The organism is Paenibacillus puldeungensis, from assembly GCF_042678945.1.
Lineage (GTDB): Bacteria > Bacillota > Bacilli > Paenibacillales > Paenibacillaceae > Fontibacillus > Fontibacillus puldeungensis.
The window spans coordinates 417,361-434,847 of the sequence record NZ_JBHTLM010000002.1 but is presented as its reverse complement, the minus strand read 5'-3'; the positions used below and the strand labels follow the sequence as shown (position 1 = coordinate 434,847).

At 51.3% G+C, this 17,487-nt stretch carries 13 protein-coding genes; 4 read left to right on the top strand and 9 right to left on the bottom strand.

The features are described 5' to 3' along the window. Positions 1-60 precede the first annotated feature (60 nt). The 3 genes from ACFQ3W_RS04495 to ACFQ3W_RS04485 form a co-directional block, all read right to left on the bottom strand. Positions 61-366, bottom strand: coding sequence for a thioredoxin family protein (locus ACFQ3W_RS04495; protein WP_379317031.1), 306 nt, complete (start codon positions 364-366; stop codon positions 61-63). 344 nt (positions 367-710) lie between these two features. Beyond that, a complete protein-coding gene (locus ACFQ3W_RS04490) occupies positions 711-2,621 on the bottom strand; it encodes a beta-N-acetylhexosaminidase (protein WP_379317029.1) in 1,911 nt (636 codons plus the stop codon). Between the two features lie 51 nt (positions 2,622-2,672). Then, positions 2,673-3,533, bottom strand: a complete 861-nt coding sequence (locus ACFQ3W_RS04485) for an AraC family transcriptional regulator (protein ID WP_379317028.1) — start codon at positions 3,531-3,533, stop codon at positions 2,673-2,675. Between the two features lie 127 nt (positions 3,534-3,660). On the opposite strand from ACFQ3W_RS04485, the gene ACFQ3W_RS04480 reads away from it, so the two are divergent. From ACFQ3W_RS04480 to ACFQ3W_RS04465, 4 genes are all read left to right on the top strand, one after another. After that, entirely contained in the window at positions 3,661-4,719 is a 1,059-nt protein-coding gene (locus ACFQ3W_RS04480; protein WP_379317026.1) for a Gfo/Idh/MocA family protein, read from the top strand. A gap of 18 nt (positions 4,720-4,737) precedes the next feature. After that, positions 4,738-5,628, top strand: coding sequence for a sugar phosphate isomerase/epimerase family protein (locus ACFQ3W_RS04475; protein ID WP_379317023.1), 891 nt, complete (start codon positions 4,738-4,740; stop codon positions 5,626-5,628). Between the two features lie 15 nt (positions 5,629-5,643). Continuing rightward, on the top strand, positions 5,644-6,501 hold the full coding sequence (locus ACFQ3W_RS04470) for a sugar phosphate isomerase/epimerase family protein (RefSeq protein ID WP_379317021.1): 858 nt from the start codon (positions 5,644-5,646) through the stop codon (positions 6,499-6,501). Between the two features lie 76 nt (positions 6,502-6,577). Next, the gene (locus ACFQ3W_RS04465) at positions 6,578-6,856 is read left to right on the top strand and encodes a hypothetical protein (RefSeq protein ID WP_379317019.1); all 279 of its coding nucleotides are present in this window, start codon (positions 6,578-6,580) and stop codon (positions 6,854-6,856) included. Positions 6,857-7,009: 153 nt separating this feature from the next. Here the strand turns inward: ACFQ3W_RS04465 and ACFQ3W_RS04460 are convergent, their stop codons facing one another. From ACFQ3W_RS04460 to ACFQ3W_RS04435, 6 genes are all read right to left on the bottom strand, one after another. Next, entirely contained in the window at positions 7,010-8,536 is a 1,527-nt protein-coding gene (locus ACFQ3W_RS04460) for an ABC transporter substrate-binding protein (protein ID WP_379317017.1), read from the bottom strand. A gap of 140 nt (positions 8,537-8,676) precedes the next feature. Continuing rightward, on the bottom strand, positions 8,677-9,630 hold the full coding sequence (locus ACFQ3W_RS04455; protein WP_379317015.1) for a carbohydrate ABC transporter permease: 954 nt from the start codon (positions 9,628-9,630) through the stop codon (positions 8,677-8,679). An 18-nt stretch (positions 9,631-9,648) separates the two neighbouring features. After that, positions 9,649-10,578, bottom strand: coding sequence for an ABC transporter permease (locus ACFQ3W_RS04450; protein ID WP_379317013.1), 930 nt, complete (start codon positions 10,576-10,578; stop codon positions 9,649-9,651). A gap of 253 nt (positions 10,579-10,831) precedes the next feature. After that, complete coding sequence (locus ACFQ3W_RS04445; RefSeq protein ID WP_379317223.1) at positions 10,832-12,403, bottom strand: response regulator; 1,572 nt, start codon at positions 12,401-12,403, stop codon at positions 10,832-10,834. A 2-nt stretch (positions 12,404-12,405) separates the two neighbouring features. Next, on the bottom strand, positions 12,406-14,247 hold the full coding sequence (locus ACFQ3W_RS04440) for a cache domain-containing sensor histidine kinase (RefSeq protein WP_379317011.1): 1,842 nt from the start codon (positions 14,245-14,247) through the stop codon (positions 12,406-12,408). A 445-nt stretch (positions 14,248-14,692) separates the two neighbouring features. Beyond that, entirely contained in the window at positions 14,693-17,431 is a 2,739-nt protein-coding gene (locus tag ACFQ3W_RS04435; protein ID WP_379317009.1) for an alpha-mannosidase, read from the bottom strand. Between the last annotated feature and the right edge of the window lie 56 nt (positions 17,432-17,487).

The window sequence follows — 17,487 nt, the reverse complement described above, 5'->3', positions numbered from 1 at the left end:
TGCGCCTGCAGTAGCTTGTGATTCACTCGACCAGAGCCGTCTGGGCTTACCCGCCACGCTCTACACCTTCAGCCAGGTGTACAAATCAACAACCGAACGCATGGCATACTCGATTTGCACGGGCTGCCCTTCCTGTACAATAACCAAGCATGGTACGCTGGAAATTTGCCAAGCTTCGCGCAGCGTCGGGGCATAGTTGATGTTCAGTCCGAACACGGGAATGCAGGGACCTGACGCCAAAGCGATTTCCAGCATCTTCTCCCCCAGCTTGCAGGTGCCGCACATCGGCGTAAACAAGTACAATGCCTCCCTGGTATTGTTGCCGCGGCTCAGCCACTCATTTTCCGATATTTCGCGTAGTGTCATGATAGACTCAACCCTTTAATCATGGGATTAAAGCCGTAAATGATAATGATTAAATTCGGCCTTTCTGACCTTATCATATCACAGTTCGCTTACGAGTTAGCCTTGGCCGAGTAGATCCCAGTAATAAGAGTATTTTTGGGCCTTATTTTGAGGATTTGGCCGCTCATCACAAAATTAGGGGAATTTTATGGCCCTATTCCCTTGTTGGGGTCGGAAAAACTGGCCTTTTGCCGCCCTCGTAAGAAAATAGGTACATCAAATTCCCTTATTTACGCTGAAAGCTTGTAAGATCGGAAAATAGGGCCCTTTTTTACCCTTATTTGAAATGTTTCGGAATGGACCAATCAGCCCATTTTGTAATAGTAGCCTGTTGTCGCAATTTGATGGAAATGCGCGTTGACGTCCATCGGTGAGCTAGAGGTACCGTTTTGCGTGAACAATAGGCGCTCTTCATCCAACTCCTCTAGCCGATCAACACGGCCATCGACATAGTCGAGTAAACGGTCGCGCACCGACTTTATCCGGGCCATCACCCCGCCGTAGCGGAGATCAAGCACTTCCCAGCCGAACGGTTTATACGCCATCATCCACGATTTGCGGTGCGATAGACGCAGCTCGTCGACTTTCTGATACAGATCAGGCAGTACGTTCTCGGCGATGCTCCGCAGCTCGCTCATCACCTTGGCATCATAGTGCTTTTTAATCGTGAGCCCTAAGGTGGATTTGATCTTCAGCACGGCAGCGAGCTTTTCATAGAAATCGAACAGCATAGCGAATGGCTCCTGCAGCTGAAGCTTATAGCTGTGCCATTCTTTTTCAAGGCCAGCGTAGTAGTCCGGCAGCACGTTCTCCATACCTTCAATATGCTTGTCGAACAGTCCGATGAGCAGGTCCTGCCAGAGCAAAAATTTACAAGGATTCGCGGAGAAGAAGTTGTCCTCCTTAACTCCGGGCACTTCATCCATCCGTTTCAGCGCGATGAGCGGGTCCAGCAGGTCTACTCCGGTGCAGGCTTTGAGTCTCGTGCGGACATGCTCATCCGTCACCTCATCGCGATAACCGTACTCGGCGAACAGCTGCAGACCGGCCAAAATCACGAAATGGTTCGTTTCATTCCCGTCATCGCCCCAGGCAGTCGCGAATACTTCTTTCAGGCCGGTTTTCTTGGCCGCACGCAAGCCCGGATGGCTTGTCGCCCATGTTTTGCCGTAGTTCGGTGCGAGCGAGTTCCACATATGAACGCCACCAGCGAACAACGGCAGCGATCCGAGCTGCTTATGCTTCTCGAAAACCGCCTCATAGCCCTCTTCCTCAATTCGATAGTAATCCCAGTATACGAATTGAACGCCTTCCGGGATTTTGCTCATATTTTCCTGGGAGAAGTCCGCTCCCATATCGTAGATCGAACCCTGATTGGCGTTGGCCAGCAGGTTGAAATACATATCGCTCCAGATCATCGGCTTAAGGCCCAGCTTGCTTGTGATTTCCATCACTTGGCGGACGTGCTCATTCATGATTTCGAAGCGATCGTGGAACCCATGCTTGCGCAGGTAAGTGCCGAGCCCCACCTGGAACGCCTCATCCATGCCGATATGAATCCGCTTCGAACGAAGCGGTGCAGAGGCGGCCGTGATCATTTGCTCAATGAACCGGTAAGTATCCGGGTCCCCGCACAGCAGAATATCCGCTTGATCGCGGTATGCTCCGGCATAGCTCCATTTCAACGCCTGGAACAGATGGCCGAGCGTCTGAATGCACGGGATGATTTCAATGCCGAACATGTCGGCGTAATCGTCGCATTCCCGCAGCTCTTCTTCTGTATAGCGACCCCGCATATAGCCGAAATATGGAAGATCCTTGATTTCATAGGTATCTTCGGTGTACATCATGAGGCCGTTCAGCCCCATCACCGCCATATAGCGGAGAAATTGCTTAATCGCGTCGACCTTCATGACTGCGTTGCGGGAAGCGTCCAGCATCGTGCCGTTGTAATCGAACTGTGGCTGCTCCGTAATTGTGAAGGAATCGGCCTCCGCCGCATGCTCCGCAAACAGGCCTAAGCCGCGGAAAAAGTGTATTTTTTTCTCATAGCAAATCATGCCCTTACCGTCCTGCAGCGATACCATAAGAGGCCCTGCCTCCTGCACCACTTCGACAGGTAACCCGCCGTCTTGTACCTGCAAATTCAGTATGCCGGCAAGTTCATTGACTCCCTGCTTTAGTTCCTCCGAAATTCCCTTCAAACAAACGTCCATTGCTTCTGCCTCCTCAAAATGACAAAATATCTGCATCATATGCATCCATCTTCATTGACCGCCCCGGCTCCGATAGTCTCTTGGAGAATGGCCGGTAATCCGCTTGAACACCCGGGAGAAATAAAACGTATCCTTATACCCCAGCGCTTCTCCAATCTCCTTCACACTCATTTCCGTATTGAGCAAAATGTTCTTGGCCTCGGCCGCCTTTAGTCGGTGGATGAACTCATTCAGCGGGTACCCGGTATATTCATGCACAATTCTTCGCAGTGTCGACACGGAAATGTGATGCCTTTCAGCCATCTCCTCCGGCTCTTGGCCTGAATATAGCGAACCGGAAAGATCCTCCATCAGCTTCAGCACGAACCTCCCGCGGTTGCCTGCCTCCGCCTGGTCTGCCTGGGAAACGAGCTCGTACAGGAACGATTCCAGCATCAACGAAGCGCGGTCCAGATTGCTGGGCACGCCGCTGTCGATGAGCATGAACATCATCTCCATCTTATTGATGACCGAATCGTCGATTTCCGCTCTTTTTACCCCTGTCGGGTTCGGCAGCCAGTTATCCAGCCATTCCGTCACCCGCGTTCCTTCCACGGTAAAATAATACTCATCCCAATGCCCACCTTCATCGGGACCGTAGTTAAACACCGCATCCGGAAACAAGCAAAACCAAGAGCCGGCCTTCACCACCTGCTTTTCGCCGCCATTAACCTGGTAAAATCCCCCGCCTCCCGTGATGATCACGAAAGCCCAGTATTCAAAGTTGGCGTCAAGCCGCTGCATCGTTCTTCCGGGCAAATGGCCGGCGTGAACAATCGTCAGCGACTTAATCTTGTGCTTGCTCGAATCGACAACCGGATTAAATACGCGGATCGGATGTGGACTGATCATATAATCCAGATATTTTGTCATCCTGCACATTCTCCCTTTAGAATTAGTGTGCTAAATTAGTGGTGCTTGAACAAATAAAACATATCCGTGTACGATTGTTCTATTGTAGCAAATTCGTCCGGATAACGAAAGGGAGCAAATGCAGAACATGAGCGAGTTGAAAATCGGCCTGATTGGAGCCGGATCGATCTCGGGATCCCATCTTGCGGCTTACCAGGCCAACCCTAAAACCGTGTTATGGGCAATCTGTGATATCAACGAGGAAAGAGCGCGCGAAGCAGCCAAGAAATTCAATATTCCCCATGTCTACACCGACTACCGCAAGCTTCTGGAAAACCCGGAAGTACAGGCGATCAGCATCTGCACCTGGAATAACACACACGCCGAGATCAGCATCGCCGCCCTGAAAGCCGGGAAAAACGTATTATGCGAAAAGCCGCTGTGCATCAACGTGGACGAAGCGCTTTCGGTCCAAGACGCGGTCCGGCGCACCGGCAACCTGCTGCAGGTAGGCTATGTACGGCGCTTTGCATCCAATATCGCCGTTCTTCGCAAATTTATCGACGCCGGAGATCTCGGAGATATTTATTACGCCAAGGCCAGCTTGATTCGGCGCCTCGGCAATCCTGGAGGCTGGTTCGCCGACAAAGCCCGCTCCGGAGGCGGCCCGCTCATCGATATCGGTGTGCATGCCATCGACCTTTGCTGGTATTTGATGGGCAAACCGAAGGTTGTGTCCGTCAGCGGCAATACGTACGCCAAGCTTGGAAACCGCTCGCACATAGAAAATTATGCTTTTTATAAAGCAGCCGATTACGACGCTTCCCTCAATACGGTCGAGGATATGGCGAATGCCCTCATCCGTTTTGAGAACGGCGCCTCTCTCATGGTTGACGTCAGCTTTTCGCTGCACGCCAAGGAAAATTCGGCATTGCTCAACATTTACGGGGAAAAGGGCGGCGCGGAGATCGAGCCGGTGCTGTCGATTGTAACGGAGCAGCACAATACGATCATCAACATCGATCCGCAAATCAGTTCCCCGGGCTTCGACTTTGAAGACAGCTTCCAGAATGAGATCAATCATTTTGTGGATAGCTGCTTGAACGGAGGGCCTAACATAAGTCCTATCGAAGACGGCGTGGAAATGATTAAAATTTTGAACGCGATTTATCAATCGGCGGCTGAAGGACGCGAAATTCGGTTTTAATCGGAGGTGAAGATCGCAATGAAACTTAACAATAAAATCGGCATTATCGTAGACAGCTTTGGCGTCGGCGTGCGGGAAGGGCTGCGGAAGGCTAAAGCCTGCGGCGCGGATGGTGTACAAATCTACGCCGTGTCCGGCGAGATGGACCCGGACGTGCTCAAGGGCACGAAACGAAAGGAACTGCGCGACGAAATCGCCGGGCTGGGGCTGGAAATTTCGGCACTATGCGGCGATTTGGCCGGTCACGGTTTTCAGGATGCTGCGGTGAACCCGGCCAAAATTGAGAAATCCAAACGGATTCTCGACCTGGCGGTGGAGCTCGGCTGCAGCATCGTGACCACGCATATCGGCATCGTGCCGGACGATCCGAACAGCCGGATTTATGCGGCGATGCAGGAGGCCTGCGAGGAGCTTGGCGTTTACGCCAAGCGCATGAATGCCTACTTCGCCATTGAGACCGGGCCGGAGCCGGCGGCGCATTTGAAGAACTTTCTCGATTCGCTCAGCACCAACGGGGTTTCGGTCAATTTTGACCCGGCCAACATGGTGATGGTCACCGGCGACGATCCGGTTCAGGGCGTGAAGACGCTGCGTGATTATATCGTCCACACGCATGTAAAGGACGGCATACGTACGCGTCCGGTCGATCCGCGGGATGTTTATGGCTATCTTGGCTATGCGGCGATGGATCATCAGAAAATCGCCGAAATGGCCTCATCGGGAGCTGCCTTTGAGGAGGTACCGCTGGGCGAGGGAGAAGTCGACTTCACCGAGTATTTTGCCGCACTGCAGGAAATCGGCTATGCCGGCTACCTGACCATCGAACGCGAAGTCGGTAAAAATCCGGAAGAAGACATACGTAAGGCTGTCAGCTTCATACAATCTTTTCGGAGATCATCATTCAATTAAGGAGATGGGTGTTCCATGAAACTCGGGATCAGTTCTTATAGTTTGTATCAAGCGATGCAGGCCGGAGAAATGACGATACTGGATGTAATTGAGTGGGTCGCCGAAATCGGCGGAGAGCATGTGGAGATCGTGCCGCTGGGGTTTAACTTGGGAGAATCCCCTGAGCTTATCGCACAGATTCGGGAACAAGCCGCCAAAGTCGGCATCGACATTTCCAACTATGCCATCGGCGCCAATTTTGTTCAAGACAGCGAACAAGCTTATGAAGACGAAATTCAGCGTGTAATCGGCGAGGTGGACATCGCTCATGCCCTCGGCGTCAAATTGATGCGCCATGACGTTGCATCTAGACCGGACACGTCGATCGTCAACTTTAACCGGGATTTGGATCAGCTCGCCCATGCCTGCCGGACGATTGCCAATTATGCGAAGTCCTACGACATTACAACCAGCCTGGAAAACCACGGCTATTACGTCCAGGCCAGCGACCGGGTGCAAGCGGTGGTTCATGCCGTAGGCCGCTCGAACTACAAGACAACGCTCGATGTCGGCAATTTCGTCTGCGTGGATGAAGATCCGATTACGGCTGTGAAGAAAAATATCGGCATTGCCTCCATGGTGCACATCAAGGACTTCTACATCCGTCCTGAGGATCGCAATCCCGGCGATGGCTGGTTCCGCAGTGCCGGAGGCCGCTATTTACGCGGTGCGATTGCCGGCCAGGGCGACCTTGATCTGTGGGAGATTTTGCGGATCGTGAAGCACTCCGGCTACGACGGTTACTTGTCCATCGAATACGAAGGCATGGAAGACTGCCTCAAGGGCACGAAAATCGCCTTCGACAATGTGAAGCGGATTTGGAGCGAAGTATAAGCGGAGCCAAAATCGTACATTGCTGCTGAAAATGATTTAAAAACCCGCCCGACTTGGTGAAGTTGGACGGGTTTTTGTGTTAGGTGAGGTAGGAAATTTGGCGAGCATAGAAGAAATAGGGGAAAATTATGGACTTATTAGAGCAACTTTGCCCCTTGTACAAAAAATAGGGGTAATTTATGGCCCTATTTTTTCAATACTGGCCAAAAAGCAGCCTCTTTTGCGTGTTTCACTCCCAATAGGTCCACAAAATTCCCCTATTAAGGTAAAGATATTTGAAATTTTGAAAATAAGGCCGTTTTTTACCCTTATTTATTCCATCCATAAACCGCAATGCTCTGAAACTCCCCGCTAACTTGAGATGACGGCCCTCTCTCAAGGAAGTCAGACCACGTATAGCAGTAGTTTTCTGCGTCTAAGAATACTCAGCTCCACTGGTAACTCCAAAATTCTACAGTACTCAAAAAAAAAAGAAACGGACGTACAAGCCGCCCGTTTCTTCGAATCTCTATTTTTGCTCAGCTTTCCAGGCATCGAACTGCTTTTGAGCTTCCGCAATGACTTTGTCGATTCCGGCGTCCTTGAATTTTTGGAGTGCCTTCGGCAAGTATTCGTCCGGGTCAACCGATCCCGTGTACAAGGCCGGAATAAATTCTTTGGCCACATTCGTCACCGCAGCGACCTCCGATTTCACTGGGGCTGTATCGAAGTTAAAGCCGAAGGTAGGCGCTACGATTGCCGATGAATTGAACTTCTCGAAAGCATCCCATTTGTCTTTCGGTTCGCCTTCATGCAGGTAGGTCAGGAACATGTTGCCCAATGCGAAGCCCGGCATCGCGTAGTTGTCCTTCATGGCCGGAAGATCCTCGATGTACGGGTCCTCCAATTTCTTATAGTGAGTGCCTTCAATTCCGTACTGAATCAAGTTACGAAGATACGCGTCTGTATTCAACAGGTTCAGGAACATCATCGCTCGCTCCGGATTTTTGGAATAAGAAGAAATAGCGAGCATCGAGCCAGCGGCAGAGCTAGTATAAATAATCGGTTGGTGCATCGGTCTGGTAACAATGTCGTATCCGGCGCTTCTCGACCAGCCAAGATCTGCATAAGGCTGCGTGATTTCGCGGTCAACGAGCCATTTCCCGGTCTTCATATTGTCGATGCCTTCCAAGGTGGCAATATCCTCGCGGACATAACCGGCTTTATAATATTTCCGCATCGTTTGCAGAGCGGCTTTAAGCTCCGGAGATTCCAGAATATTCACATATTTATGGTCCTTGGTGTCGATATACATGCCGATCGGGATTTCATCGCCCAAGGCGAAGTCGAACGGCAAATACGGTTTGAAGTTTTTCGGAACCGCCAGCGGCGTGATGTCCGCCGGTTCTTTCTCTTTGATCGTCTTGAGAAGAGGCTCCAGGTCCTCAAGCGTTGTCACTTTGGAAATATCGAGATTGTACTTGTCCACATATTTCTTGTTAAAGCGCCACACGAATTGTTGGGCCAATTCCTTGTTTGCGGGAATCCCGTAATTAACCCCTTTAACTTTGGTCCCCTCCAGAAAGCGAGGATCCAACACCTTCTTGATCCCTTGGCCGTACTGATCCAGCAGATCATTTAGCGGTAGGAACGCGCCTTTGGCGGCATTCGGAAGGTAGTCGAACGCCCAGGAGCTGGTAAACGCAATATCGTAGTTTTCCCCGGAGCTGGTAATGACCTGCATGCGCTGACTGTAGTCGCCCCAGTCGATCATCGAGATATCCACTTTAGCATTAATTTTTTCGGTGACGTATTTATTGATTTCTTCCTGAACCTTAGGCAGATCCTTCTGGCTAGGTCCGATCAGGTATAGCTTCAATGTCACCGGGTCCAATTTTGAAGCATCAATCGTACCGTCGCTTTGAACCGCTTCCTTTTCCTTGGAAGCCCCGCCGCTGTCCTTACTGTTTTTACTGTCTCCCCCGCATCCCGCAAGAACCGTGGACAGCAACAGAACCAAAGCCAGAACCATAGCAAAAGACTTTTTCTTTCTCATGTTCCTTCCCCCTACTTCAAAATAATAATGAAATCCTGCATATTGAAACCGCATTCAACTCCTGCCATTAGGCACATGAAACATGTAAGGCAGAGCTTTGCGGAAACAACCGAAATCAAGCATTTGTGGACCGGTAAGCATCACCCCTTCACCGAACCCACCGTCAAGCCTTGAACAAAATAACGCTGGAAGAACGGATATGCCATTACGATAGGAAGGGTAGCGAGCACAACCATCGCCATTCGGACCGTTTCCGTGGGCAAATTGGCCGCGGCGTTGAAGGAGCCGAGATTCTGGGCATTCTGTGTCAGAAAGTCCATGTTTTTCTCGATCTTCATCAGCATAAATTGGAGCGGTGGCGTCAGCTCCGGTTTGTTGTAATACAGCAAGGCGTTGAACCAGTCGTTCCAATAGGCCAGGCAGCTGAACAGCCCGATGGTCGCGATCCCCGGCAGCGACACCGGAAGCACGATCCTCGCAAAGATGAGCAGTTCCCCTGCTCCGTCGATTTTGGCTGATTCAATAATTTCGTCGGGAACCGTGGTCTGGAAAAACGTCCGCATGACAATGATGGAAAAAGCGCTGAGCGACAGCGGAAGCACCAATGACCATATCGTGTTCTGCAAATGCAAGAACTGGGTCATGACGATGTATCCGGGTACCATCCCTCCGGAAAACAGCATCGTAAAAAATGCCAGAAAGCTGAAGAACCCTCGGAATTCAAAGCTTTTTCTGGATACGGCATAAGCATAGGTCGTTACCAGAATCAAGGTAAGCAGCGTACCCGTTACCGTAACGAGCAGCGTAACGCCGAACGAAACGAACAATTCATGACCGGTCTCGAAAATGTAGCTATAGGCCGCTGTGCTGAACTTGCTGGGCCAGAGGCTGAAGCCTTCAAGCACCAGCGTTTGCTCGTCGGTCAAAGAAATGATGATGACGAACAGAAACGGGAAAACGCAAGAGAAGGCGAACAGCCCGATAATGATGTTGAAAAATACGTTCCAGGCCGGCGTTAATTCATTGAAATCCCGCGGTTTCTTTCTTCCCGGCACCGGTGGCATTTCGGACTGGACAGGTTGAGTTGTTGTCATCTTTTAAACCCCCGTGCTTCAAAAGATCGCATGATCTTTTTCAATTTTTCTGACGACCGAATTAGTGACAAGAATAAGTACCAGACCGACCAGTGATTGATACAACCCCGCCGCAGTGCTCATCCCGATATCCCCCATATTGATCAAGCCGCGATACACAAACGTATCGATAACGTTGGTTACAGGGTACAGGGCACCTGAGTCTTTCGGCAGCTGATAAAACAATCCGAAGTCGGAGCGGAATATTCCGCCGATGGCAAGGATCGTCAAAATGATCATGAGTGGTTTAAGCAGCGGCAGCGTGATGTAGCGTATCTGCTTCCATTTGGTCGCCCCGTCGATAACGGCCGCCTCATAGTAGGATTTGTCGATTCCGGTAATAGCGGCCAAATAAATTACGCTGTTATACCCTACACTTTTCCAAATGCCGACGAACACAATAATAAACGGCCAATATTTCGGCTCCAAATACCAGTTGACCTGTTCCCCGCCGAAGAAAGTGATGATCTGGTTCAGCGTACCTTTATCCATGCTCAGAAAAGTGAAAGCGAAATAGCTGATAATAACCCAGGATAGGAAGTGCGGGAGAAACATTCCGGTTTGATATACCTTCGCCATCCTTTTGTTGACCAGTGAGCTCAACATAATCGCGAACCCGACAGAAATGACCAGTCCGAGAAAAATGAGTACCAAGTTGTACAGAATGGTGTTTCTGGTAATGACATAAGCATCGCTCGTCGTGAACAAATATTCGAAATTTTTGAACCCTACCCACTTGCTGTTGAACACGCTGGCGAAAAATCCGTCGCGGCTGATTCGGAAATCTTTGAATGCAAGAATAGAACCGAACATCGGCAAGTAGGCAAAAATAAGGAACCAAAGGGTCCCGGGTAAAACAAACATAAGCAGCGTCCGGTTCCTGATGATTTTTTTCCAATAAGCTGCCATGATCATTCCTCCTTTACCTAAGGCCAAGTCCGTTTGCCATGCCTTAGATCCCCTAAGATCCTAGAAAGCACCGGCAGGTAACCCCCCTTCATACACTTGCCCTTGACTACTTTTATTGTGCCAAGTAAGCGCTATCGCCAACAAGTTGAAAAACCTTATATTCCCATGGATAAATCAAAGAATGCTAAAAAAATAACAGGTCCACCGAAAGGTTGGACCTGTCTCATGCCGTTCTCCGGCATCAGGGAGCAATTCACTTTGTATACATTTGGCGAAGCTCCGTTGGGGAGACTCCGGCATACTTTTTGAATTGGCGATAGAAGTAGGAGGTGTCGAGGTAGCCGACGCTTAGAGCAATTTCCGCCGTTTTGCGATCCGTATTCAACAGCAGTTGGGTCGCCTTTTCAATCCGGTATTGATTCACGTAATCCGAGAAGCTGCTTCCGACCTCCTGCTGAAACAATTGCCCTAAATAATTCGGATGCAAGCCAGCTTTCTGGCTTAGTGTCTTCAAAGATAGCTCTTCGCTATAATGCCGATGCACCTGCTCAATCATAAACGCGACATGGGGAGTATATTCCTCGCGGACGCTTTCTTCCTTATCAAGGCATTTTTGGACGACGGCAACGACATGCCGCACGATGCCTGGCAGTGAACTGATCCGGCCCAAGGATGCAAACACCTCACTATAATCGGGGCTTTCCTCCTGTTCCTTTGCAGCTAACATCAGGCGAAGAGCCATGTTAAGGCACGATTGGCGCGGAATCAGATCTCCCCGCGAGGCACAAGCACCAGACAGCACCTTTTCAACATACCGCCCAACCTCTTCGGGGCGGCCTTGAATCAAAAGCTCGATATAACTTTTCTCATTCCATTCAACAGGAACGGTTTCGTCATTCCCGAAAGCTTCCGGTTCCCCGCAAAACGTATACTCCGTTTCCCCATCCCTAGGTAGCAAAAACCGGCGAAATACCGATTTTGCCTTTCGGTAGCTGCTTTGAACACCTAAAAAATCGCCTCCGACTCCGCCATCCGCGATCCAAAAACTTCCTTCAAGCCCGTTTGCCGCTCCCTGCAACGACTTTTGAAGCTCCTGGTCAGCGGCATCATTCGTCAGATTCCGGAGAGCGTACAGGATCACCAAGTCGCCGTCCTGGTCAAAAAAGCTGACAACCTCCGCCTCCTTCGGCTTAAGCCGTTCCAGTGCTCCAGCGATCTCCCGACACTTTATAGCCGACTCGCTCGCACAAAAATCATAGTCCCCTAACATCTCATCCGAAACCAGCCTCGACACAAAAAGCCGATATACTTCACATTTCAGCGGAAGACCCAGCAGTTCGGCGCGCTGCTTGAACTCCTGACTCTCGATTTCCCCGCTGACCCAGCGCTGTAGAACGTTGCTCCGCAGAATTTCCCAGTCCTCCTGGATTTGAACCTGCTCCATCTCCTCCCGATCCCATTCCCCGCGGATGTGCCGGATGGTTGATTCCAATTCGTCCAGGTTAATCGGCTTTAAGATGTAATTTTCAATACCCAGCCGGATTCCGGTTTTCACATAGGCAAACTCCTCATATCCGCTGAGTACGACGAACTTGGTCTGCGAGCCGGATTCCTTAACCCTGCGGATCAACTCAAGCCCGTTCATGCGCGGCATCATAATGTCGGTGACCAGTAAATCCACGGGTTTCTCCCGGAGGATATCGAGGGCGCTCGATCCGTCATTGGCTGTTCCGGCAATCTCGATGCCGTAGTGGTCCCAATCCAAAATCGAGCTTAAGCCCCGGGCGATAAATGGTTCGTCATCCACAAACAACACTTTTTTCATCGTCACATGAATCCCTCCCTGAGAACCGGTATCTCCACTCGCACAATGGTGCCTTTTCCTTCCTCGCTGCAAATGGTGACTCCGTAGTCTTCCCCATAATTCATACGTATTCTTTCGTGGACATTGATTAGCCCGATCGAAGAACCGCCGCTTCTAGGCGGCTGAGACGAATCCGACAGCAGCTGCCGAATTTCCTGCAATCGCCCTGCCGATATCCCCTTCCCGTTATCCGCCACCGTAATGACAATCCGTTCTTCTTCCCTTACGACGGAAAGCGATACTTCATTATCGCCCTCCAATGAGCGGAAACCGTGGACGATATAATTTTCCACGATCGGCTGAATCAGCAATTTGATGATCCTGCAGCCACCAATTTCCCGATCCATGTCGATCCTAACGGCAAGCTTCCCCTCGTAGCGAATGCGGAATAAATCCAAATAGATGGAGCACAGCTCGATTTCTTCCTGAATCGTCACCATGGTGTCTTTTTTCACCATGCTTTTGAACATGACGGACAAGCTGTAAATCAATTGCCCTACTTCCTTCGCTCCGGACATATATGCCTTCATGCGTATGGATTCCAGCGTGTTGTATAAAAAGTGTGGCTGGATTTGCGACTGCAAGGCAACAAGTTCTGCATGCTTCTGGCGAATCTCCGACGCATACATTTTATCGATGTACTGCTCAAGCCGCTCACACATGTCGTTGACTCGAACGGAAATTTGCTGAAGTTCGTCTTCCCCGGGCATTTGGATCCGAACGGATAAATCACCCTCCCCGATCCGACTCATGGAACGAATGATACGTTGTATTTTTTTCGAATGCTTCCTCATCACCGTGGAGGTGACGATGAAACTCGCTAATACGAAGAGAAGGGTAATAACGATCAGCGTATTCCTTAACTGTACAGTGCTGTCATGAATCGAAGATTTGGACACAAACCCAACTACCGTTAGCTCCGAATTTCCCGCGCTCAGCACATTTACCTTGAACGACTCATCAAGTGGCGTCCATTTCCCCGTGTTGTCCAGCTGATGCCGGTACGGGTAGGCCTGACCGACATAGCTTCCCGTCTCTTGAGAATCGTAAACAACGGTTCCCTGGGAGCTCATGACCAGAATACGGCCCTGGATATCCGGTGTTCTCGTTTTCAGCCAGGCAGACAACTGATCCGCATCGAAGTCCACCATCATCATGCCTACCTTTTCCAGTGTCCATGGGTCCTGAAGCTCCCGGAAGTAGGCGTATGTCCCCGACGAGGAAGAACCGGCTGCATCCAGGAAAGGCCCATATTGGTTTATCGTATCCCACCCGTAATATTTCCGCTCGGCAAACCAGGACTCCCAATCTCCCTTGGAACCGTTTTCATATTTAAGCTGCTGGCTTTGCTTTCGGATTTGCATATAGAAATTTTTCGGGTAGCTGAAAATCGTGACACCGGTAGCTCCCGGATCTTGCTCCAGAGACGACTTCAGCACGGAGCTGAACGACTGGACTCTATGCTCTCCGGGCCTGCTGAATAAATTGAGACGGTGGCTTAAATAACTTTCGTACCGATTGTTCAAAAAATAAACCAAATCGTCGCTTAACGCGGCGTCACCATAAATTTGCTGCACCATCGTTTGAACATTTTCGTACTGTCGGTTCAAATAAATGGCGAGCACCTGCGCTGTCTTCAAATTGGCGTCCGATTCCTCCCGAATAATCCGCTGCACCTGATATTGATATGCCATGACGGCTGCAATCAGGAACAAAATCATCATCACTGCGGAATAGATCAAAATGATCTTGTTGAACATTTTCCGTTTCACATGATTTAGATAAAAACGACGAATTTTATTCATGCCGGACAGTCCTGTCCTTTCAAGTTTTATTAGTTCGCGTTCAAGTTTAGCACCGTCCCTCGTCCCAGCGCAATCCGTTCTTCCGGAAAAACAAGTAGGCCCATGCGCATTTGCATGGGCCTCTCCCCGATTCGATCGATCGGGCGGTTTTATGTTGGATACCCGATGCCAGTTTACCTTAAGGGTAAATTTTGGCCCTATTCGAGCCATTTTGCCCCTTATACAAAAAATAGGGGTAATTTATGGCCCTATTTGCTACAAAGTAGCCGAAAAGCAGCCACTTTTGCGAACTTCTCCCCAAATAGGTCCACTAAATTCCCCTATTTCTATAAAATCACATGAAAAGCGGAAAATAAGGCCCTTTTTTACCCTTATTTCATCCTAGCCTCTTAGACTCTGCCTATACCCCCGCGATCGAGAACCACCGATAGCGACTGACTATCCCCTACCGGCGGCGAATCCCGATCGTAACAATTTCACACGGTCCGGTATGCATGGACAGGCCTCCGAATGTGTTTGGAGCCAGCGGTTCGGCTGCTTCTTCCAGAATCGTCGTTTTGTACATGTGCTTGTGCGGCACCTCGACGCTCAAGGTCAGCTCGGAAGACTGAGGGCTCATATTGTACCAGCGCAGCAGCATGTCCCCCGTCTCCTCGTTCATTTTCAGGGAGGAGAAGGCCAAGTCCCCGCTTTCCCATTGGAACGGCGTATATTTTGGAGCCAACGATCCGTCGTGGACTTCCGTTTGGCAAACTGTCCAAGGAATCTGGAACTGGTATGCCTCCGCAAAGGCACCGGATGCGATGCCGTCTCCGCTATGCGGAATCAGCTCCATGCGAGCCGTATGCTGCCCGAGGCACTGCGCGTCCGGCGTCGGGAACAAGCCCCAGTCGCCGAGCTCGCCGACGCACCGCAGAAGGGTAACGGCAATCGTATTCCGCCCATCGCGCAGCACTTCGTATTCGTTCAGGCCAAGATTGGCGACGGTTAAACCGGCCTTCTCGCCACTGACATCCACAAAAGCCTGCTGATGCTGGGTGTTGCTCGGGTTTTCCCATTCCGGTGCAGGCTCATTGTCCCGCACGGCGATTTCGAACATCGAATCGGCCCGGTGTACCGATGCGGCAAGATCCGTTGGGAACAGCGCACGCACGCGGTGATCCTTCGCCGTGTTGTCCAGCGTCGTTTCGAGCTGAACCCCTTTGCCGCCCGCTTCGAGAGAAACGACCGTGCGAATGTTCAGCGTCGTCAGCTTGCTGCTTCTTTGTGCCTTGCGGTGCGGGTAGTATACCAGCTCCCGCTGCTCGGCATCCAGGCGTTCATCCGCCGATGCCGGGATTTCCCAAGCATGGCAAATCTCCACGGACGCGCGAAACGGCGTATCCTCCAGCACGCGAATGGCAGCAGGCAACCCCTTCGTGGTCAGCGCCTTCTCGCCTTCCGGCTGTTTGTACATATATTCATTGCCGATATCCCCGGTATCCTCGTAAATGCCAAGGTCACGGTAAACTTGACCCGTCGCTTTGTCCGTTAGGACAAACGAGCCATCTTCGGCAATTTCAACCTTTAATCCCGAGTTCTCCATCACCAAGCGGTCGCGGTCGCTGAAAAGGCTGGACGCTGCAGCCGGAACGCCTGCTTGCGGGCGTACCCACGCATAGCTGCGGAGTCCCAGTGCAGGGACCTCCTCCGCCTGGAACGTCAGCTTCACCTTGCGGCACATGTACGGCTGACGGAATTTATCGTCCGGCAGGTCGTAGCCGAACAGCAGTCCGAGGTCCTCGACCGTGCAAGGCACCACGTTCCCTTGCTCATCGACGAGTTGACGGCCGGACAGGTCGAATTCCTTCATCCGGCGGCCGGTCTCCTCAATGCCAAGGCCATCCCGCAAATAAATGCGGGCGGCGTCCAGCTCCACTGTCACCGTGCCGGTCCGGCTCCAGCCGGTCGTATTCATCACGACCAGCGGTCGCGGATCTTCGCCATACCCGGCGAAGACGGAGGTGTTCACTGCGTCAGCGATGACGCGCTTGCTGTCATCGATCAGCGCTTCGGTCACATGCTTGCTCTTAGCGAAGCGCATGACCATCTCGCTGTGCACCTCATCCACACTGCAGCCGCAAATGCTGTCGTGCGGATGGTTTTGCATCAGTGTTTTCCAAGCATAGGTAAACAAGTGATGCGGATATTCCTGCCCCAGCAGCTGCGCCACTGTTGCAAGCGGCTCGGCTACTTTTTCAAGCAGCGCTTGCCCTTCCTGATTCATCTGCTTCAAGTACACGCGGGCCGAAGCCGTGTTCACCAGTGTCCCCCAGCCGTCGGTGCGCTGGCTGCGCAGCTCGCCTTTGACGGTGGACAAATCGCGGTCCAGTGAGCCCTCGAGCGCCTTCAAATAATCCGGGAAGTTCGAGTGAATAAACTTCGTATCCGGATAGAGCTTCTCCGCCGTGCGGATCGCTTCCGGCAAATCGAGCTGAATCGGCTGATGGTCGCAGCCGTTCATGAACAGCAGCTCGCCTGTAGCTGCGTATTTCTCGGCATCCGCGAGCTTGCGCTCCCAGAACGCCTTCGCTTCCGCCTCATCCACAGGAACCTCGTTCCCGTTGGAATACCAGTTGGCGAACAAGATGCCTAGTACCTTTGAGCCGTCCGGTCCTTCCCAAATTAGCTCCGAGAAGGAGGACTCGTATCCGCCGTCGGATACGGTATTATTGAAGCCGGTCGGCTTCACGCCACGTCCGAAGAAGGCGTTGCTGATCCCGGACTGCTGCATCAGCTGCGGAGTTTGGCCGACAAGGCCGAACGTATCCGGGAAGTAGCCGATCTTCGACGGTTCTCCATACTTTCGCGCGTCGCGATGCCCGATCTGCATATTCCGCACATTCGCTTCGCCGCTGGTCAGGAACGCATCCTGCAAAATATACCACGGACCGATTAGAATGCGTCCGTCCCGAATATGTTTCTCCAGCCGTTCCTTGTTCTCCGGACGGACCTGAAGATAATCCTCCAAAATGATCGTTTGTCCGTCAAGATAAAAGCTTTTGAATTCCCCGCCTTGATCAAGCTTGTCTAACAGCGAATCGACCAAAGCCACAAGCCGGACATGATGCTTTTCGTACGGCAAATACCATTCACGGTCCCAGTGCGTGTGGGAGATGATATGGGCTGTTCTTTTTTTGTCCACGCCTAGATTCCCCACTTTCTTATGTTTAACTTATCCACGATTGCGAAGTGATTACG